General features: G+C 70.1%; 15 protein-coding genes. 10 read left to right on the forward strand and 5 right to left on the reverse strand.

Annotated elements, in window-relative coordinates:
- Nucleotides 1-196: 196 nt before the first annotated feature.
- Nucleotides 197-1,822 (forward strand): ABC-F family ATP-binding cassette domain-containing protein, encoded by a 1,626-nt coding sequence (locus U6958_RS06335; protein ID WP_074923763.1) that lies wholly within the window; start codon nt 197-199, stop codon nt 1,820-1,822.
- On the opposite strand, the gene U6958_RS06340 is transcribed toward U6958_RS06335, so the two are convergent.
- Nucleotides 1,819-2,526 carry a Crp/Fnr family transcriptional regulator gene (locus tag U6958_RS06340; protein WP_074923801.1) on the reverse strand — a complete coding sequence of 236 codons (708 nt, stop codon included), beginning with the start codon at nt 2,524-2,526 and terminating at the stop codon, nt 1,819-1,821. The genes U6958_RS06335 and U6958_RS06340 overlap by 4 nt on opposite strands.
- 116 nt (nt 2,527-2,642) lie before the next feature.
- Between U6958_RS06340 and U6958_RS06345 the strand changes: the two genes are divergently transcribed.
- The 3 genes from U6958_RS06345 to U6958_RS06355 all read left to right on the forward strand — a co-directional run bounded on the left by U6958_RS06345 (nt 2,643) and on the right by U6958_RS06355 (nt 5,246).
- Nucleotides 2,643-4,295: an adenylate/guanylate cyclase domain-containing protein gene (locus tag U6958_RS06345; RefSeq protein WP_074923762.1), complete on the forward strand. Its 1,653-nt coding sequence runs from the start codon at nt 2,643-2,645 to the stop codon at nt 4,293-4,295.
- A gap of 137 nt (nt 4,296-4,432) precedes the next feature.
- Entirely contained in the window at nt 4,433-4,804 is a 372-nt protein-coding gene (locus U6958_RS06350) for a DUF4148 domain-containing protein (RefSeq protein ID WP_016454396.1), read from the forward strand.
- A 7-nt stretch (nt 4,805-4,811) separates the two neighbouring features.
- Nucleotides 4,812-5,246, forward strand: coding sequence for a DoxX family protein (locus U6958_RS06355; RefSeq protein ID WP_061289501.1), 435 nt, complete (start codon nt 4,812-4,814; stop codon nt 5,244-5,246).
- 176 nt (nt 5,247-5,422) lie between these two features.
- Here U6958_RS06355 and U6958_RS06360 read toward each other — a convergent pair whose 3' ends face one another.
- The 4 genes from U6958_RS06360 to U6958_RS06375 all read right to left on the reverse strand — a co-directional run bounded on the left by U6958_RS06360 (nt 5,423) and on the right by U6958_RS06375 (nt 9,459).
- Nucleotides 5,423-6,097, reverse strand: a complete 675-nt coding sequence (locus tag U6958_RS06360) for a GntR family transcriptional regulator (RefSeq protein ID WP_012207532.1) — start codon at nt 6,095-6,097, stop codon at nt 5,423-5,425.
- Nucleotides 6,098-6,167: 70 nt separating this feature from the next.
- A complete protein-coding gene (locus tag U6958_RS06365) occupies nt 6,168-7,223 on the reverse strand; it encodes a low specificity L-threonine aldolase (protein ID WP_074923761.1) in 1,056 nt (351 codons plus the stop codon).
- Complete coding sequence (locus U6958_RS06370) at nt 7,223-8,224, reverse strand: tripartite tricarboxylate transporter substrate binding protein (RefSeq protein WP_074923760.1); 1,002 nt, start codon at nt 8,222-8,224, stop codon at nt 7,223-7,225. The genes U6958_RS06365 and U6958_RS06370 overlap by 1 nt, the downstream gene beginning before the upstream one ends.
- Before the next feature lie 68 nt (nt 8,225-8,292).
- Nucleotides 8,293-9,459: an ABC transporter substrate-binding protein gene (locus U6958_RS06375; RefSeq protein WP_074923759.1), complete on the reverse strand. Its 1,167-nt coding sequence runs from the start codon at nt 9,457-9,459 to the stop codon at nt 8,293-8,295.
- A gap of 406 nt (nt 9,460-9,865) precedes the next feature.
- Here U6958_RS06375 and U6958_RS06380 point away from each other — a divergent pair, with 406 nt between their 5' ends.
- The 6 genes from U6958_RS06380 to U6958_RS06405 are packed head-to-tail and all read left to right on the forward strand — an operon-like array spanning nt 9,866 to nt 16,402.
- On the forward strand, nt 9,866-10,615 hold the full coding sequence (locus U6958_RS06380; RefSeq protein ID WP_074923758.1) for a DUF969 domain-containing protein: 750 nt from the start codon (nt 9,866-9,868) through the stop codon (nt 10,613-10,615).
- Between the two features lies 1 nt (nt 10,616).
- Entirely contained in the window at nt 10,617-11,570 is a 954-nt protein-coding gene (locus U6958_RS06385; RefSeq protein WP_016454392.1) for a DUF979 domain-containing protein, read from the forward strand.
- Between the two features lie 16 nt (nt 11,571-11,586).
- Nucleotides 11,587-12,255 carry a pyroglutamyl-peptidase I gene (gene pcp, locus U6958_RS06390; protein WP_016454391.1) on the forward strand — a complete coding sequence of 223 codons (669 nt, stop codon included), beginning with the start codon at nt 11,587-11,589 and terminating at the stop codon, nt 12,253-12,255.
- A gap of 33 nt (nt 12,256-12,288) precedes the next feature.
- A complete protein-coding gene (locus U6958_RS06395) occupies nt 12,289-13,047 on the forward strand; it encodes a LamB/YcsF family protein (RefSeq protein ID WP_016454390.1) in 759 nt (252 codons plus the stop codon).
- Nucleotides 13,048-13,056: 9 nt separating this feature from the next.
- Nucleotides 13,057-14,664, forward strand: coding sequence for an urea amidolyase family protein (locus U6958_RS06400; RefSeq protein WP_074923799.1), 1,608 nt, complete (start codon nt 13,057-13,059; stop codon nt 14,662-14,664).
- 10 nt (nt 14,665-14,674) lie between these two features.
- Complete coding sequence (locus tag U6958_RS06405; RefSeq protein WP_074923757.1) at nt 14,675-16,402, forward strand: biotin carboxylase N-terminal domain-containing protein; 1,728 nt, start codon at nt 14,675-14,677, stop codon at nt 16,400-16,402.
- Nucleotides 16,403-16,571: the final 169 nt, after the last annotated feature.

Genomic DNA, 16,571 nt, shown 5'->3' on the forward strand with positions numbered 1-16,571 from the left:
GCGCCGATGGCGCCCCCTTCGGCACGGCCAGCACGTCCGTCCCATGATTTCTATAATGGCGGCTTCGTTCGCCATTGCAGGAGGTATTCGTCCCATGCGCCATTGATGCTGCCGCTATCCCAGCGGCCCGCTTTTCCCGACCCTGCCCACGGCATGCGCAATGCATGCAAAGCGGCAAGGAACTGCGTTGGCATCCATGAACCGCGATATGACGAATACCACGATCACGCTCGACGGCGTTTCCTGCGTGCTGCCCGATGGCAGCCCCCTTTTCTCCGATCTTTCCGAAACCCTGGACCACCGCCGCACCGGCCTGGTGGGGCGCAACGGCGTGGGCAAGTCGCGGCTGGCGCGCATCCTGGCCGGGCTGGATGCGCCCTCGCAGGGCCGCTGCCTGCGCTCGGGGCAGGTGCTGTACCTGGCCCAGCGCACGGACTGGCACGACCAGCCTTCGGTGGCGGCGCTGGCCGGGCTGCAGCCCGCGCTGGAGGCGCTGGCGCGCATCGAGGGCGGCAGTTGCGAGCCCCGCGACTTCGAGCTGCTGGCCGACCGCTGGGACCTGCGCCAGCGCCTGCAGGCCCAGCTGGAGCTGGCGGGCCTGGGCCATCTGCGTGCCGATACGCCGGGCCACGCCCTCAGCGGCGGCGAGGCCATGCGCGCGGCCCTGGCGGGCGCGCTGCTGTCGGGCGCCGACCACCTGGTGCTGGACGAGCCCAGCAACCACCTGGACCGCGAAAGCCGCCAGGCCCTGGCCGCGCAGCTGCAGCGCTGGCCCGGTGGCCTGGTCGTGGTCAGCCATGACCGCAGTCTGCTGCAGGGCATGGAACGCATAGTGGAGCTGTCGCCGCAGGGGCTTCGCAGCTACGGCGGCGGCTACGCCTTCTATGCCGAAGCCAAGGCACGCGAGATGGCCTCGGCGGTGCAACTGCTGGAGCAGCGCAAGCTGGAGCGGCGCCGCGAAACGCAGCAGCTGCGCGAGCAGCAGGAGCGCCAGCAGCGCCGCGAGGCGCGCGGCCGCCGCCAGGGCCAGGAGGCCAACCAGGCGCGCATTCTGCTGGACCGGCAAAAGGAGCGCAGCCAGGTGTCGGCCGGCCGCCTGCGCCGCCAGCAGGCGGACATGCGCGAGGCGCTGGACCAGCGCGTGCGCGAGGCGGCGCGCCAGATCGACCTGCAGGCCGGCATCCGCTTGCAGGCGCCGCCACCGGTAGGCGCTGCCTGCGACGTGGTGGCGCTGCTGGACGATGTGCTGCTGCCGTTTTCGTTGTCCACGGGGCCGCGCCTGAACCTGTCTCTGTACGGCGGCCAGCGTCTGGCCGTGACCGGTCCCAACGGCTGCGGCAAGACGCGCCTGCTCGATGTGCTGTCAGGCCGCCTTGCGCCCCAGGCAGGCGAGGTGCGCCGCATGCAGGCCTGTGCCTACCTGGACCAGCGCCTGTCCCTGTTGCAGCCCGGGCGCACGGTGATGGAGCAGTTGCAGGACGCCTGCCCCGGCACCCCCGTGGATGTGCTGCGCACGCGCCTGGCCTGGCTCGGACTGGCGGCCCGGCAGGTGGAGCAGCCCGCGGGCCGGCTCAGCGGCGGCGAGCAGCTCAAGGCCGCCCTGGCCTGCGCGCTGCATGCCGAGCCGCCCGCGCCCCTGCTCCTGCTGGACGAGCCCTGCAACCACCTGGACCTGCCTTCCCTGCAGGCGCTGGAGGCCATGCTGCGCGGCTACGCCGGCACGCTGGTTGTGGTCTCGCATGACGAGGATTTTCTGCAGGCCATCGGGCTGACCGACCGCCTGGTGTGGTCGCCGCAGGGCTGGCGAATGGAGCCCGCCTAGCTTTCCTGCGCTATCAGCGCCTGCAGTGCGTTCACGTCGGTCACCAGCAGCGCCTGGCGCCCCTCCTTGCGCAGCAGGCCGCGCCGGGTGAGGGCTCCCAGCTCGCGCGTGACCTGCTCGCGGTTGGTGCTGATCTTGCTCGCCAGCACCGAGTGCGAAGGCACGGGGCTGATGAGGGCCGTGTGCTCGGGCGAGACGCCCGCCTCCCGGGCCAGGCGCAGCAGCTCCCTGTGCAGGCGCGTGGGCACGCCCAGGGTGCTCAGCTCCATGACGCGGTCGGTCAGCCGGCGCACCAGGCCGGCCAGGCCCTCCATCATGCGCAAGGCGATGGCAGGCTCGCGCGCCAGCAGGGCCAGGAAGTCCTGGCGCGAGAGGCTGGCCAGCAGCGAGGATTCCAGGGTGACCACATCGGTGGAGCGGGCCTGGCCGTCGATGGCCGCCAGGTCGCCGAAGTGCTCGCCGGGCCCGTAGTCGCGGAAGCTGACCTCGCGCCCGCCCGGCGAATAGGTGGTGATGCGCACGCGCCCGCTGACCAGGAAGAACACGTCGCTGCCCGTGGAGCAGCGGCTGAACACGGGCTGGCGGGCCTGCAGCGGGCGCCATTCGCAGTCGGCCGCGATGCGGTCCAGGCTGGCGCTGCCCAGGCCCTCGAACAGGGCGATGCCGCGCAGGGCGAAGCTGGAAGGCGGGGTAGGGTGGGCCATGGAACCAATAGCGGGCGGAATGTACAAAGATTCTGGATCGGGCTGCGCTGTCCCAAGTTCCTTCAAGCCGCCATTGTTCCTGTCTTGTCCTGCCGTCGGGCGCATCACCCGTTTCCATGGCCCGTGTCCTTCCTCCGTCCCTGCCGTCCCTGCGCAGTCTCCACTGGTCCACCGGCCTGGTGCTGTGGACCTATGCGGCGCTGCACCTGTCCAACCATGCCCTGGGCCTGGTCTCGCTGGCCACGGCCGAGGCCGTGCGCGAGCTGGTCCACGGCGTGTGGCGATCCCTGCCCGGCAGCCTGCTGCTCTACGGCGCGCTGGCCGTGCACATGGGGCTGGCGCTGCAGGCGCTGGCGCGGCGGCGCAGCCTGCGCATGCCGGCGCTGGAGGCCGTGCGGCTGCTGCTGGGCCTGAGCCTGCCGCTGCTGCTGGCCCTGCACGTGCCGGCCACGCGGCTGGCGCAGGAGGCCTGGGGCGTGGACCCCTCGTATGCGCGCATCGTGCGTTCTTCCTGGAATCCGTCCAGCATGGCCATCCAGCTGCTGCTGATGACGGCCGCGTGGACCCATGGCTGCATGGGCCTGCACATGGCCCTGCGTGCGCGCGGCTGGTGGCGGCGCTGGCAGCCGCTGCTGCTCACGGCCGCCGTGCTGCTGCCCGTGCTGGCGGCGCTGGGCATCGTCTCCATGGCGCGCGAGATCGCGGCGGCCGGTGTGCCCGCGCCGGCCGGGCCTTCGCCGCAGGCGGTGCAGCTGCTGCGCGATCTGACATCGGGGCTGCGCCAGGGCTGGCTGGCCGGCCTGGCTGCCTTGCTGGCCGGCCCCTGGCTGTGGCGGCGCATGCGCCTGCGCGGCGCCCGCCAGGTGCTGCTGCACTATCCGGGCCGCACGGTGCAGGTGCCCCAGGGCATGAGCGTGCTCGAAGCCAGCCGCGAGCATGGCATTGCCCATTTGTCGCTGTGCGGCGGCAGGGCGCGCTGCTCCACCTGCCGCGTGCGCGTGTCCGGCCCGGCGGCCCACCTGCCTGCGCCGGGGCGCGATGAGCGCCTCACGCTGGAGCGCGTGGGTGCGCCGCAGGACGTGCGGCTGGCCTGCCAGCTGCGGCCCACGGGCGATGTGCAGGTGGCGCCGCTGTTTCGCTCGCCGGCAGCCGCCCAGGCCGGGCGCGCGGGCCAGGAGCGCGAGGTCCGCGAAGTGCGCGAGGTGGCCATCCTGTTCGTGGACCTGCGCCGCTGGTCCGGCCTGGCCGAGCGGCAATGGCCCGTGGACCTGTCCTGGGTGCTGGACCAGTATTTCGAGCGCGTGGGCCAGGCCGTGCACGACAGCGGCGGCATGGCCAACCAGTTCATCGGCGACAGCGTGATGGCCATCTTCGGCCTGGATACCGACCTGGACACGGCCTGCCGCCAGGCCGTGCAGGCCAGCGCCCTCATTGACCGGCGCATGCAGGAGTGGAGCGCGAGCTTCGAGGCGCAGTTCGGCCAGCCGGTGGATTTCGGCATGGGGCTGCACGCGGGGCGCGCCGCCGTGGGGCGCGTGGGCTTCGAGCACACCACCACCTTCACGGCCGTGGGCGAGGTGGTCAACACGGCCAGCCGCCTGCAGGAATACACCAAGAGCGCCCAGGCGCGGCTGGTGCTGTCGCTGGAGGTGGCGCGCCGCGCGGGCGTGGCCGATGGCCTGGGTGAAGTCCGGCAGGTGCAGGTGCGCGGGCGCTCCGAGCCCTTGCAGGCCCTGCATGTGGCGCGGCCCGGCCTGCAGTGGCCCTGAGCGTGGATGGTGGGCGCGGGAACCGGAGAGTTTGCGCAAAGCTGTGCGTTTAGGCACTGACGTGCAGGCGGGCGAAGACGAGACTGCAGCCATGCAGAACGCAATCACGCGCTGCAGGATTTGACAAAGGATTCGCCATGAAGCACGCAAAGACCCTCTTCGCCATCACCGCCCTTTCTGCCGCACTTTCCTCCGCGTTGTGGCCGGGCATGGCCTCGGCCGCACCGGCCGCCACGGTATCTGCAGAAACCTGGTTCGGCGCCGAGCCCGCCAGCTCCGGCCCCGCGCTGTCGCGCGCCGAAGTGCAGGCCGACCTGGCCCTGTGGAACCGCGCCGGCCTCAACGTCTACCGCGAGTCCGATGTGAACCACTGGGATGCCGACTACCAGCAGCGCCTGGCCCAGTACCAGCGCATGCGCAGCGGCCCCGAGTACCTGGCCGAAGTGCAGCGCCTGGGCGGCTCGGTGAAGGCGGCCGAAGGCCAGGGTTCCGGTCGTGTCCCGGGTTGAGCCGACGATGCGCGCCGCCACGCATTCCACTGCCCATGCCGCCGCATCTCCCTGGGCCGACTTCGCGCCGCTGCTGGCCCGGGTGCTGCTGAGCCTGCTGTTCATCTACAGCGGCATCGGCAAGCTGATGGGGCCGGAGGGCACCATGGCCTATATCGCCAAGGCGGGCCTGCCGCTGCCCATGCTGTCGTATGCCATGGCGCTGGTGGTGGAGCTGGGCGTGGCCACGGCCCTGCTGCTGGGCTGGCGCACCCGCGAGGCCGCGGCCGTGATGGCCGTGTTCAGCGTCATGTCGGCGCTGATGTTCCACAACCAGTTCGGCGACAAGGGCCAGCTGGTGCAGTTCCTGAAGAACCTGGCGATCGCCGGCGGATTCGTGCAACTGATGCTGGCGCCCGTGGCGCGCTGGAGCCTGGACGCGCGGCGCAAGGCCTCGCGTTGAGCACGAGCCAGTGATCCCTGGCGCTGTGCGTTGCCCATAGCCTATGAAACCGGCGCGCCCGAAAAGCCAGGGACACCGAGGAAGGGCCGCCCCGCCCCGAGGGTGTCGTCCCCCTCCCTCGCGAAGCGAGTAGAGAGGGGGAAGCGGCGTCAGCCGCTCAGGGGGTGCCGCCTGTTTCACACCTTGATGCCTTTTTCAGCCAGGCGTCGGGCATAGGCGGCCAGGATCAGCCGCTCCGAATGCACCAGGTAGTCATTGAGCGCGGCAGCGGCCTCGGCCGGCTTGCCGTCCTCGAACTGCTGCAGGATGCGCGCATTCATGTCCACATAGGGCGCATGCAGGAAGTGCGGGTCGCGCAGCAGGCCGAAGGCCAGGCGCAGCTCGGCCAGCAGATGCTCGAACATGGTGTCCAGGCGCTCGCTGTCGGCCAGCTGCACCACGGCCTTGTGGAAACTCATGTTGGCCGTGCCCACGCCGGACCAGTCCTGGGCCTCGCGGTGGCGCTGTGCCGCTTCCACGGCTTCGCGCATCAGGCTGCGCGCCGGGTGCATGGGATAGGCCTGGGCCAGGGCCTGGCACTCCACCATGCGGCGCACGCGGTAGATGTCGATGATGGAGGCGATGCTGGGCGCCGCCACCGACACGCCCTTGTTGGGCTCGTGCACCAGCAGCCCCTCCTTGGTCAGCAGCCGGAAGGCCTCGCGCAGCGTGTTGCGCGAGATCTGCAGGCTTTCGCTGAGCGAGGCTTCCGACAGCTTCTGCCCGGGCTCCCAGGCACCATCGATGAGCTTGCTGCGCAGCTGCTCGGTCACGCGGTCGGTCAGGTTGAGGATGTCGGTGCTGCGGGTCATGGTGGTCGGGATGCAAGGGCCAGAGCGCAGTGTAGCCAGCGCCGGGCCGGTCGCCGGTTTCGTGCAGTGCTCAGGTGGGGTGTTGCAGCCGGGCGAAGGCCTGCAGCGTGCTGTCCACGGCGGCATCGTCGATATGGCGGTGCGTGACCAGGCGCAGCAGGCCGGCGCTGCCCGTGCGCACCAGCACGCCGGCCTGGGCCAGGCGTGCTTGCCACAGGCGCGCTTCGGCCGCGCTGGTGTCAACGCGAACCTGGACGATGTTGGTCTGCGGCAGTTCGGCCGCGCACCAAGCCGGGTCGATGGCGCGCAGGCCCTGGTGCAGGCGGCAGGCGCGCGCATGGTCGTCGGCCAGGCGCTCGACCATGTGCTCCAGCGCCACCAGCCCTGCCGCCGCAATCACGCCGGCCTGGCGCAGGGTGCCGCCGAGCATGCGCCGTATGGTGCGCGCCCGCGCGATGAAGTCGGCCGGCCCCATGAGCACCGAGCCCACGGGCGCGGACAGCCCCTTGGACAGGCAGACGGTGACCGAGTCCGTGTGCGCAGCCATCTCGCGGCAGGACAGGCCCAGGGCCACGGCGGCATTGAACAGGCGCGCGCCATCGGTGTGCACGGGCACGCCATGGCGGCAGGCCAGCGCATGCACGGGGGCCAGCGCCTGGGGCCCGGCGACGGTGCCGCCCCGCGCATTGTGCGTGTTCTCCACGGCCACCACCGCGCTGGGGCAGCGTGCGGAGATGGCGGTGTCCAGCGCCGCCTCCAGCGCGGGCAGGGCGATCAGGCCGCCGTCGCCGGCCAGGCTGCGGTAGTGCATGCCGGTCAGGCCCGCGGCGGCGCGCTCGGCGTTCAGCAGATGGCTGCCGGCCTCGGCCAGCACCTCGCCGGGCATGCGGCCATGGGCGAGCACGGCCACCAGATTGCCCATGGTGCCGCTGACCACGAACAGGCCCGCAGCCTTGCCGAAGCGCTGGGCTGCGGTCTCCTCGAGCGTGCGCACGGTCGGGTCGCCGTCCAGGCCGTCATCGCCCAGCGGGGCGCGGGCCATGGCTTCGAGCATCTGCGGCGTGGGGCGCGTGACGGTATCGCTGCGCAGGTCGATGGCGTCGGGAAGAGGGTGCAGGCTGGACATCAGTCGGCCTTGATGTTGCGTTCCTTGACGACGCGCACCCAACGCGCCGCGTCGGTCTCCATCTGGGCGCCGAACTCTGCCGCAGTGCGGGGCGTCAGCTCCAGCCCCAGGGACTGCAGCTTGGCCTGCAGCGTGGGCGTGGCCATGGCGCGGGCCACGGCATCGTGCAGCGTGGTCTGGATGCCGGAGGGCAAACCGGCAGGCCCCAGCAGGCCGAACCAGTGCAGCACGGTCAGGCCGCGCACGCCGCTTTCGCCCAGCGTGGGAACCTGGGGGAGGGCCGGCGAGCGTTGGGCGCTGGTGGTGGCCAGGGCGCGCAGCGCACCGCTTCGGATATGCGGGATCACGGTGGGTGCCGAGGCGAACATGCTCTCGGTATGCCCGGCAACCACATCGGCAATGGCCTGCCCCGAGCCCTTGTAGGGGATGTGGGTGATGAAGGTGCCGGTCTGCTGCTTGAACAGCTCACCCGCCAGATGCGTGGCCGTGCCCGTGCCGCCCGATGCAAGGTTGAGCCGGCCCGGCTGCGCCTTGGCCAGGGCCACGAATTGCTTCACGCTCTGCGCCTTGAAATTCGGGTTGACGGCCAGCACCAGCGGCGATGATCCGATCAGGGCCACGGGCGTGAAGTCCTTGAGCGCGTCGTAGGGCGTCTTGTACAGGCTGGGCGTGATGGTGTGCGGCATGTCGGCCATCAGCAGCGTGTAGCCGTCAGGCGCGGCCCGCGCCACCATTTCTGCGCCCAGCATGGCCGAGGCCCCGGGCCTGTTGTCCACGACCACGGGCTGGCCCAGTTCACGCGACAGTTCCGTGCCCAGCGCGCGGGCGATGTTGTCCGAGCCGCCACCGGCCGTGTAGGGAACGATGATGCGCACGGGCTGCGCCGGCCATTTCTGCGCTGGCGCAAGGCCGGGCAGGGCAGCGGCGGCCAGGATGAGCAGGCGGCGTGGCACACCGCGGTGGGAAGCGCAGGGCACAAGGCGGTGGCGTTCGGCAGGCATGGCGAGAACTCCTAGGTGCGGCGAGAGAAAGAAACCATCGCGGCCCGGCCCGCAAGCCGCCACCGGCATCAACCGATGAAGCGCCCCGCGTTGCCCAGCACGCCCAGGTCGATGAAGCTGGAGCCCACATGCGGCGGCTGGCCGCTGTAGTCGATCACAAAGCCGCCCATGTCCCAGTTGCGCATGCCGGCCAGCGCCGAGCGCAGCCTGGCCTGGGTGGGGTCGCGGCCGGCGCGTTCCAGGCCCTCGGCCAGCACGCGTGCATTCACATAGGCTTCCAGCGAGCCCATGGAGAACTCCTGCTGGCCGTGGGCGCGCAGGGCCGATTGGTAGTCGCGCACCAGTTGCAGCCGGCCCTGATGGGGCGCGGGGACGACCATGGTCATGGCAAGGCCCCGGGCGTCGTCGCCCAGCGGCTTGAGGCTGTCGTTGGGCAAGGTCACGCTCAGGCCCGTCAGCAGCACGCCGGGCACGCTTTTGCGCAGGCCGCGCACCAGCGCGACCGACACCGTGCCGGCCGTGGCCAGCAACACGGCGGACGGACGGGCCGCATGCACTTTGTTCAACACTTCGGCCAGGTCCTTGCCATCGGTGGCAATGGCCGCCTGTACGGAGGGGGCCATCTTCCCGGCTTCCAGTGCGCGTGTGGCGTCTTCCAGTATTTCCCGGCCGTAAGCGTTGTCCAGGTAGACGATGCCGATGCCCTTGAGGCCCATGCCTGCGAGTCGCTGTATCAGTCGGTGGACCTCATTGGTGTAGCTGGCCCGGACATGGAAGACGTTGCGCGCGCCCTTGCGCAGCGACGAGGCGCCCGTGATCGGCGCCACGTAGGGAACGCCAGCCTCTTCGATCAGCGGAATGATGGCCGCATTGTTGGGCGTGCCGTTGCACGACAGCAGGGCGAAGGCCGTGCCCTTGGACAGCATCTGCCGCACGTTGTCGGCCGAGCGCTGGGGCACATAGCCATCGTCCACGATCTGCAGCTGCAGCGTGCGGCCGTGAATTCCGCCGCGGGCATTGATCTGCGCCATGGCCGCTTCCGTGCCCAGCTTGATGTCGGTGCCGTATGCGGCCAGCGGGCCGCTCAGTGACACCGTGGAGCCGATGGTGATGGCTTTGGCGGACAGGCCGGCCTCGTCGGCAAAGGCATTGCGCACGAAGGCCGGCGCCAGGGCCGGGACCGCTGCGATGGCCGCAGCGCGGGGAACCAGGGAAACAATCTGACGGCGTCGCATGGATTCAGGGCTCGGGCAAGGTGGTTTGGGAGCAGGAAGGGCCATTCACGACGCCTGCCGCGCATGCGCCCCGCGCTGGGAGCGCGGCCCATTGTAGGAGGCGGCCTTGCCGCAGGCGATACCGGCGCAGGGGCATTGTTGCATTCATGTCTTCTATCGGTATTCAATAATCGATAGTTTTCATGACTTTGGCAAGAACCCTGTCAGTGCACATTGCGTAGGCAGGTGTATGCGGGTTTGTACTATCAGTATGCGTTGATTGTCTTAATCACAATTCGTTTCTGTAAGACAAATTACTAGTTTTGTTGAACAAAACCAGGTCGGCAGCGCACTCCTTGCCACCGGGTTGGGCATGCGGGGTGGCTCGACGGCCGTCGCGCACCGGGGGTGTGAAGGGGGAATCAACATGCTGACTGACGTCAATCTCTGGCCGCTTATCGGGGTGGCCATCATCGTTGCGGGCTTCGTGCTGCGCTTCAATCCCATGCTGGTCGTGATCGTCACGGCCATCGGCACGGCACTGGCGGCGGGCTTTCCCGTCGACAAGGTGCTGGCCACCATCGGCACGGGCTTCATCAAGACGCGCAACCTGCCGCTGATCATCCTGCTGCCGCTGGCCGTGATCGGCCTGCTGGAGCGCCATGGCCTGCGCCAGCATGCGCAGAACTGGATCAGCTCCATCAAGTCGGCCACCGCTGGCCGCCTGCTCATCGTCTACCTGGCGGCGCGCCAGCTGACGGCCGCCGTGGGCCTGACCAGCCTGGGCGGGCATCCGCAGATGGTGCGTCCGCTGCTGGCGCCCATGGCCGAAGGCGCGACCCAGTCGCGCTTCGGCATCCTGCCCGCCAAGGTGCGTGACAAGCTGCGCGCCTACTCGGCCGCCACGGACAACGTGGGCCTGTTCTTCGGCGAGGACATCTTCGTGGCCTTCGGCGCCATCGTGCTGATGACCACCTTCCTGAAGGAAGCCGGCATCGAGGTCGAGCCCATCCACGTCGCGCTGTGGGGCATTCCCACGGCCATCTGCGCCTTCGTGATCCACGCCTGGCGCCTGGGTCGCCTGGACCGCATGCTCGAGCGCGAGCTGGCCCAGTACAAGGCGGGCGTCTCAGCCGACGCGGCCAATGCCAACGCCACCCAAGCCAAGGGAGCCTGAAATGACGCTGACCATCCAACACCTGTACTACCTGGTCGGCTTCGTCCTGGCCGTCACGGCCGTGATGACGCTGCGCGATGCCAGCAATCCCAAGCGCTGGTCCAGCGGCCTGTTCTGGGCGCTGTATGCGGCCGTGTTCCTGGTGGGCCATGAGCTGCCCCCCATGGTGGTGGGCGTGATCGCCGTGGCCATGGCGCTGATCGCCGGCTTCGGCGGCGTGGGCAGCGGCCGCCACGCGCCGCGCAGCGATGCCGAATACCTGGCCAGCGCCAAGCGCCTGGGCAACAAGCTGTTCGTGCCGGCCCTGGCGATTCCGCTGATCACCATGGTCGGCACGTTGAGCGCCTCGCACCTGGTCTTCGGCGGAACGCCCCTGCTGGACCCCAAGGCCACCACGCTGGTGAGCCTGGGCGTGGGCTGCGTGCTGGCGCTGGGCCTGGCCTGCTGGCTGACCCGCGAGACGCCGGCCCAGGGCATGCGCGAATCGCGCCGCCTGACCGATGCGCTGGGCTGGGCCCTGGTGCTGCCCCAGATGCTGGGCATGCTGGGCCTGGTGTTCTCGGACGCCGGCGTGGGCAAGGCCGTGGCCTATGTGACCACCACCTATATCAACATGGACATCCGCTTCGTGGCCGTGGCCGTCTACGTGCTCGGCATGGCGCTGTTCACGGTGGTGATGGGCAATGGCTTCGCGGCCTTCCCGGTGATGACGGGCGGCGTGGGCGTGCCCATTCTGGTGGGCGTCTACCATGGCGACCCGGCCGTGATGGCGGCCATCGGCATGCTCTCGGGCTACTGCGGCACCCTGCTGACGCCCATGGCGGCCAACTTCAACCTGGTGCCCGCCGCGCTGCTGGAGATCGACAAGAATGCCGTGATCCGCGCCCAGGTGCCCACGGCCCTGGCCCTGCTGACGGCCAACGTCTTCCTCATGTATTTCCTGATGTTCCGTTAAAGGACGGACTGTTGCCATGACCGATTCCACTTCCCCGCGCATCCTGGTGACCGGCTTCGAGCCGTTCGAGCAGGACCCTGTCAATCCCTCGTGGGAAGTGGCGCGTGCCCTGCATGGCGAGATCGTGGAGGGCGCCACCGTCCACGGCCTACAGCTGCGCTGCGTGTTCGGCGAATCGCTGCGCCAGCTGCAGGAGGCGCTTGCGCAGCTGCAGCCGGTGCTGGTCATCAGCCTGGGCCTGGCCGGCGGCCGCAGCGAGTTCACGCCCGAGCGCGTGGCCATCAATATCGACGACGCCCGCATTCCCGACCATGCGGCGCGCCAGCCCGTGGACCAGGTGGTGATCCCGGGCGCGCCCGCCGCGTACTTTTCCACGCTGCCCATCAAGGCCGTGGTGCACAACCTGCGCGCGCGGGGCATTCCGTCTTCCGTGTCCAACACGGCGGGCACCTTTGTCTGCAACCACGTATTTTTCGCGCTCATGCACTGGCTGGCCCAGGGCAAGGCTGCGCCGGGTGCGCGGGGCGGCTTCATCCATGTGCCGGCCCTGCCTGAGCAGGCAGCGCGCAAGCCGGGCATGCCCAGCATGTCGCTGGCCGACCAGGTGGCTGCCGTGCGCGAGACCATCCGCACGGCCCTGACCGTGTCCCAGGATCTGAAGGAAAACGCCGGCCAGCTGCACTGAACCCCGTGCACCGAATCCGGCGAGGAGAGAACGATGAAAATTGACCTGAACAGTGATCTTGGCGAGAGCCTGGGCGGATGGCGCATGGGCGACGATGCCGCCATGCTCGATATCGTCAGCAGCGCCAACGTGGCCTGCGGATTCCATGCCGGCGACCCGGCAGGCATCCTGGAGACGCTCAAGGCCGCCCGCGCGCGCGGCGCCATCGTCGGCGCCCATGTGTCCTATCCCGACCTGGTCGGCTTCGGCCGGCGCAACATGGACGTGGCCAGCGCCGACCTGGTGGCCGGCGTCATCTACCAGATCGGCGCGCTGCAGGGCCTGGCCCGCGTGGCTGGCACCGAGGTGCGCTACGTCAAGCCGCACGGCGCGCTCTACAACACCATCGCCCACGACAGGCGCCAGGCCACCGACGTGATCACGGCCATGCGCGCCATCGACCCCAGCCTGGTGCTGGTGGCGCTGGCCGGCTCGCCCCTGATCGACTGGGCGCGCGACGCAGGCCTGACCGTGGTGGCCGAGGCCTTTGCCGACCGGGGCTACACGCCCGAGGGCACCCTGGTCTCGCGCCGCGATCCGGGCGCCGTGCTGCACGACGTGGACCAGATCGCCGCGCGCATGCTCATGCTGGTGCGCGAAGGGGTGGTCGAGGCCGTGGACGGCAGCCCCGTGCGCATTGCCGCCGACTCCATCTGCGTGCATGGCGACAGCCCGGGAGCCGTGGCCATCGCACGCCATCTGCGCGAGCGTTTCGAGCAGGAGGGCGTGCGCATTTCCTCCTTCGCGGGTTGAGGAGTGGCCATGCGCTTTCTACCTGTCAACCGCCAGGCCCTGCTGGTGGAGCTGGCCGACCTGGATGAAACCCTGGCCCTGCTGGGCTCGCTGCAGCGCGAGCCCATCGCCGGCGTGCAGGAGCTGGTGCCGGCCGCGCGCACCGTGCTTGTGCAGTTCACCCCCGCCCAGGTGGGCGTGGCCGAGCTGGTGAACCGCATCGCCGCGCGTGACCTGAGCCAGCGCGCCGAGCGCAGCGATGTGCTGGTCGAAATCCCCGTGCACTACGACGGCGAGGACCTGGCCGATGTGGCGCAGCTGCTGGGCATCACGCCCGAGGAAGTCGTGCGCCGCCACACGGGCAGCGAGTACGCCGTGGCCTTCACGGGCTTTGCGCCCGGCTTTGCCTACCTCAGCGGGGGCGATCCGATCTTCAACGTGCCGCGCCGCACCACGCCGCGCACGCGCGTGCCGGCCGGCTCGGTGGCGCTGGGCGGCACGTTCAGCGCCGTCTATCCCCAGGCCAGCCCGGGCGGCTGGCAACTGATAGGCCGCACCTCGGCGCGCATGTGGGACCTTGCGCGCGAGCTGCCTGCGCTGCTGCAGCCCGGCTACCGCGTGCGCTTTGTCGATGCCGCAGGCATGGAGCAGGCGGATGCCGAACCTGCACCTGCTGTCGTGCAGGCCGAACTGCCAGAGGGCAACGCGCTGCGCGTCAAGGCCACCGGGCTGATGACGCTGTTCCAGGACCGGGGCCGCCTGGGCCAGGCCGGGCAGGGCGTCTCGGCCTCGGGCGCCATGGACCAGGCAGCCTTCAAGGCCGCCAACCGCCTGGTCGGCAATGCCAGCGACCTGGCCGTGCTGGAGACCGTGGGCGGTGGCCTGTCGCTGCAAAGCCGGGGCGAGACCGTGGTGGCCGTCACGGGCGCCGATGCGCCCCTGACCGTGACCACCGGGTCCGGCCAGCGCTGGAGCGTGCCGCGCTACCAGGCCGTGGCCCTGGCCGATGGCGACCTGCTGACCATTGCCCAGCCCGTGGCCGGCGCGCGCTGCTATGTGGCCGTGCGCGGCGGCTTTGCCGTCACGCCCGTGCTGGGCAGCGCCTGCACCGACACCCTGGCGAATGTCGGCCCAGCCGCCCTGGCCGTGGGCCAGATCCTGCCCGTGCGGGCTGCGGACCGCACGGCCGTGTCCGCACCCGAGCTGCCGCCCGAGTCCCTGCCCATCGCCGGGCAGGACGTGGTGCTGGACGTGGAGCTGGGCCCGCGCACCGACTGGTTCACGCCCGAGGCCGTGGCCCTGCTGGCCGCGCAGCGCTGGCAGGTCACGCCGCAATCGAACCGCGTGGGCCTGCGCGTGGCGGGCGAGCAGCCCCTGGCGCGCGCCGTGGCCGGCGAGCTGCCCAGCGAAGGCACGCCGCTGGGCGCCATCCAGGTGCCTCCCAGCGGCCAGCCCGTGCTGTTCCTGGCCGACCATCCGCTGACGGGCGGCTATCCCGTCATCGGCTGCGTGGCGCCGCACCACCTGGATCTGGCCGGCCAGATTCCCGTGGGCGCCTGGATCCGCTTCAACCCCATCCGCGCCTTCGAGGAATATTCCCCCGGCGCGCAAGGCGCCCAGCGCCTGCAGAACAATTGAAGGTATTGCGATGAAAAAAGTCCTGATTGCCAACCGTGGCGAGATCGCCGTCCGCATCGCCCGCGCCTGCGCCGACTACGGCGTGAAATCCGTGGCCGTCTACGCCGATGCCGACATCGACGCCCTGCACGTGCGCATGGCCGACGAGGCCTATGGCCTGGACGGCGAGCGCCCGGCCGACACCTACCTGAACATCGCCAAGCTCATCGCCATCGCGCACAAGAGCGGCGCCGACGCCGTGCACCCCGGCTACGGCTTCCTGTCCGAAAGCGAAGCCTTTGCGCGCGCCGTGCTGGATGCGGGCCTGCGCTGGATCGGCCCCACGCCCGAGACCATCGCCAAGCTGGGCGACAAGGTCGAGGCGCGCAAGATCGCCCTGCAGGTCGGCGCTCCCCTGGTGGCCGGCACGCCCGACCCCGTCAAGGATGCCGGCGAAGTGCTGGCCTTTGCCCAGCAGCACGGCCTGCCCATCATCATCAAGGCCGCCTTCGGCGGCGGCGGGCGCGGCATGAAGATCGCGTGGCGCATGGACGAGGTGGAGGAACTCTTTCACTCGGCCGTGCGCGAGGCCGTCACCGCCTTCGGCCGCGGCGAATGCTTTGTCGAGCAATTCCTGGACCGCCCGCGCCATATCGAGGCCCAGGTGCTGGCCGACACCCACGGCAACGTGGTCGTGCTGGGCACGCGCGACTGCTCGCTGCAGCGGCGCAACCAGAAGCTGGTGGAAGAGGCCCCGGCGCCCTTCCTCAGCGACGAGCAGCGCGCCCGCATCCACAGCTCCGCACGCGACATCTGCGCGGCGGCCGGCTACGTCAGCGCGGGCACGGTGGAATTCCTGTTGAGCCAGACGGGCGCCATCTCCTTCCTCGAAGTCAACACGCGCCTGCAGGTCGAGCACCCCGTGACCGAGCAGACCACGGGCGTGGACCTGGTGATCGAGCAGCTGCGCGTGGCCGACGGCCTGCCGCTGTCCATCACCGAAACCCCGGCGCCGCTGGGCCACTCCATCGAATTCCGCATCAACGCCGAAGACGTGGGCCGCGGCTTCCTGCCCACGCCAGGCCCCGTGGTGCGGTTCGACCCGCCCTCGGGCCCCGGCGTGCGCCTGGACACGGGCGTTCAGTCCGGCTCGGTCGTGCCCGGCAGCTTCGACTCGCTGATGGCCAAGCTCATCGTCAGCGGCGCCACGCGTGAACAGGCCCTGGCCCGTGCCCGCCGCGCGCTGGCCGAGTTCCGCATCGAAGGCCTGTCCTCCGTCCTGCCCTTCCACCGCGCCGTCATCGGCCATGCCGACTTCGTGGGCAACGACGGCTTCAAGGTCCACACGCGCTGGATCGAATCCGACTTCGCCGAACCCCTGGCCGCCGCCGTGCGCGCCGAGCCGCTGCCCGACGCCAGCCTGGTGCGCTGCGCGGTCGAGATCGACGGGCGACGGGTGTCGCTGGGCCTGCCTGCGGTGCTGCTGCAGGGGCTGGCATCGGCTGGCGGCGGTGTGGCTGCCGCGCCGGCTGCCGAATCTGCAGTGGACCCCGCTGCCGTCACCTCACCCATTGCAGGCAATCTGCATGCGTGGAAGGTGGCCGATGGCGACACCGTTCAGGAGGGCGATGTGATTGCCGTCATGGAGGCCATGAAGATGGAGATGCAGGTGACTGCGCATCGCAGTGGGGTGGTGGCGTTGGTGGCTGAGGCGGGGAAGGCGCAGGTGCTGGGGGCTGTGATTGCTCGGATTGGCTGATTTCTGGTTGACCTGTTTTTGATTGTGTTGTGCCTCTGGCGGCAGGAGCCGGGTTTCGGCCCGGCGGCCGACCTACTTTCTTATCGCGCGATAAGAAAGTAGGCAAAGAAGCGCGCCCCAAACTGCCCACGACCCCTTCGCTTCGCTACGGGGCGACCTGCGTTGGGCG

The sequence above is a fragment of the Delftia lacustris genome (assembly GCF_040267515.1).
Lineage (GTDB): Bacteria > Pseudomonadota > Gammaproteobacteria > Burkholderiales > Burkholderiaceae_C > Comamonas > Comamonas tsuruhatensis.

Excerpts from the sequence above, each read along its gene's own strand:
- U6958_RS06335 (WP_074923763.1), top strand. The coding sequence starts at position 197 with ATGAACCGCGATATGACGAATACCACGATCACGCTCGACGGCGTTTCC.
- U6958_RS06340 (WP_074923801.1), bottom strand. The coding sequence starts at position 2,526 with ATGGCCCACCCTACCCCGCCTTCCAGCTTCGCCCTGCGCGGCATCGCC.
- U6958_RS06345 (WP_074923762.1), top strand. The coding sequence starts at position 2,643 with ATGGCCCGTGTCCTTCCTCCGTCCCTGCCGTCCCTGCGCAGTCTCCAC.
- U6958_RS06350 (WP_016454396.1), top strand. The coding sequence starts at position 4,433 with ATGAAGCACGCAAAGACCCTCTTCGCCATCACCGCCCTTTCTGCCGCA.
- U6958_RS06355 (WP_061289501.1), top strand. The coding sequence starts at position 4,812 with ATGCGCGCCGCCACGCATTCCACTGCCCATGCCGCCGCATCTCCCTGG.
- U6958_RS06360 (WP_012207532.1), bottom strand. The coding sequence starts at position 6,097 with ATGACCCGCAGCACCGACATCCTCAACCTGACCGACCGCGTGACCGAG.
- U6958_RS06365 (WP_074923761.1), bottom strand. The coding sequence starts at position 7,223 with ATGTCCAGCCTGCACCCTCTTCCCGACGCCATCGACCTGCGCAGCGAT.
- U6958_RS06370 (WP_074923760.1), bottom strand. The coding sequence starts at position 8,224 with ATGCCTGCCGAACGCCACCGCCTTGTGCCCTGCGCTTCCCACCGCGGT.
- U6958_RS06375 (WP_074923759.1), bottom strand. The coding sequence starts at position 9,459 with ATGCGACGCCGTCAGATTGTTTCCCTGGTTCCCCGCGCTGCGGCCATC.
- U6958_RS06380 (WP_074923758.1), top strand. The coding sequence starts at position 9,866 with ATGCTGACTGACGTCAATCTCTGGCCGCTTATCGGGGTGGCCATCATC.
- U6958_RS06385 (WP_016454392.1), top strand. The coding sequence starts at position 10,617 with ATGACGCTGACCATCCAACACCTGTACTACCTGGTCGGCTTCGTCCTG.
- pcp (WP_016454391.1), top strand. The coding sequence starts at position 11,587 with ATGACCGATTCCACTTCCCCGCGCATCCTGGTGACCGGCTTCGAGCCG.
- U6958_RS06395 (WP_016454390.1), top strand. The coding sequence starts at position 12,289 with ATGAAAATTGACCTGAACAGTGATCTTGGCGAGAGCCTGGGCGGATGG.
- U6958_RS06400 (WP_074923799.1), top strand. The coding sequence starts at position 13,057 with ATGCGCTTTCTACCTGTCAACCGCCAGGCCCTGCTGGTGGAGCTGGCC.
- U6958_RS06405 (WP_074923757.1), top strand. The coding sequence starts at position 14,675 with ATGAAAAAAGTCCTGATTGCCAACCGTGGCGAGATCGCCGTCCGCATC.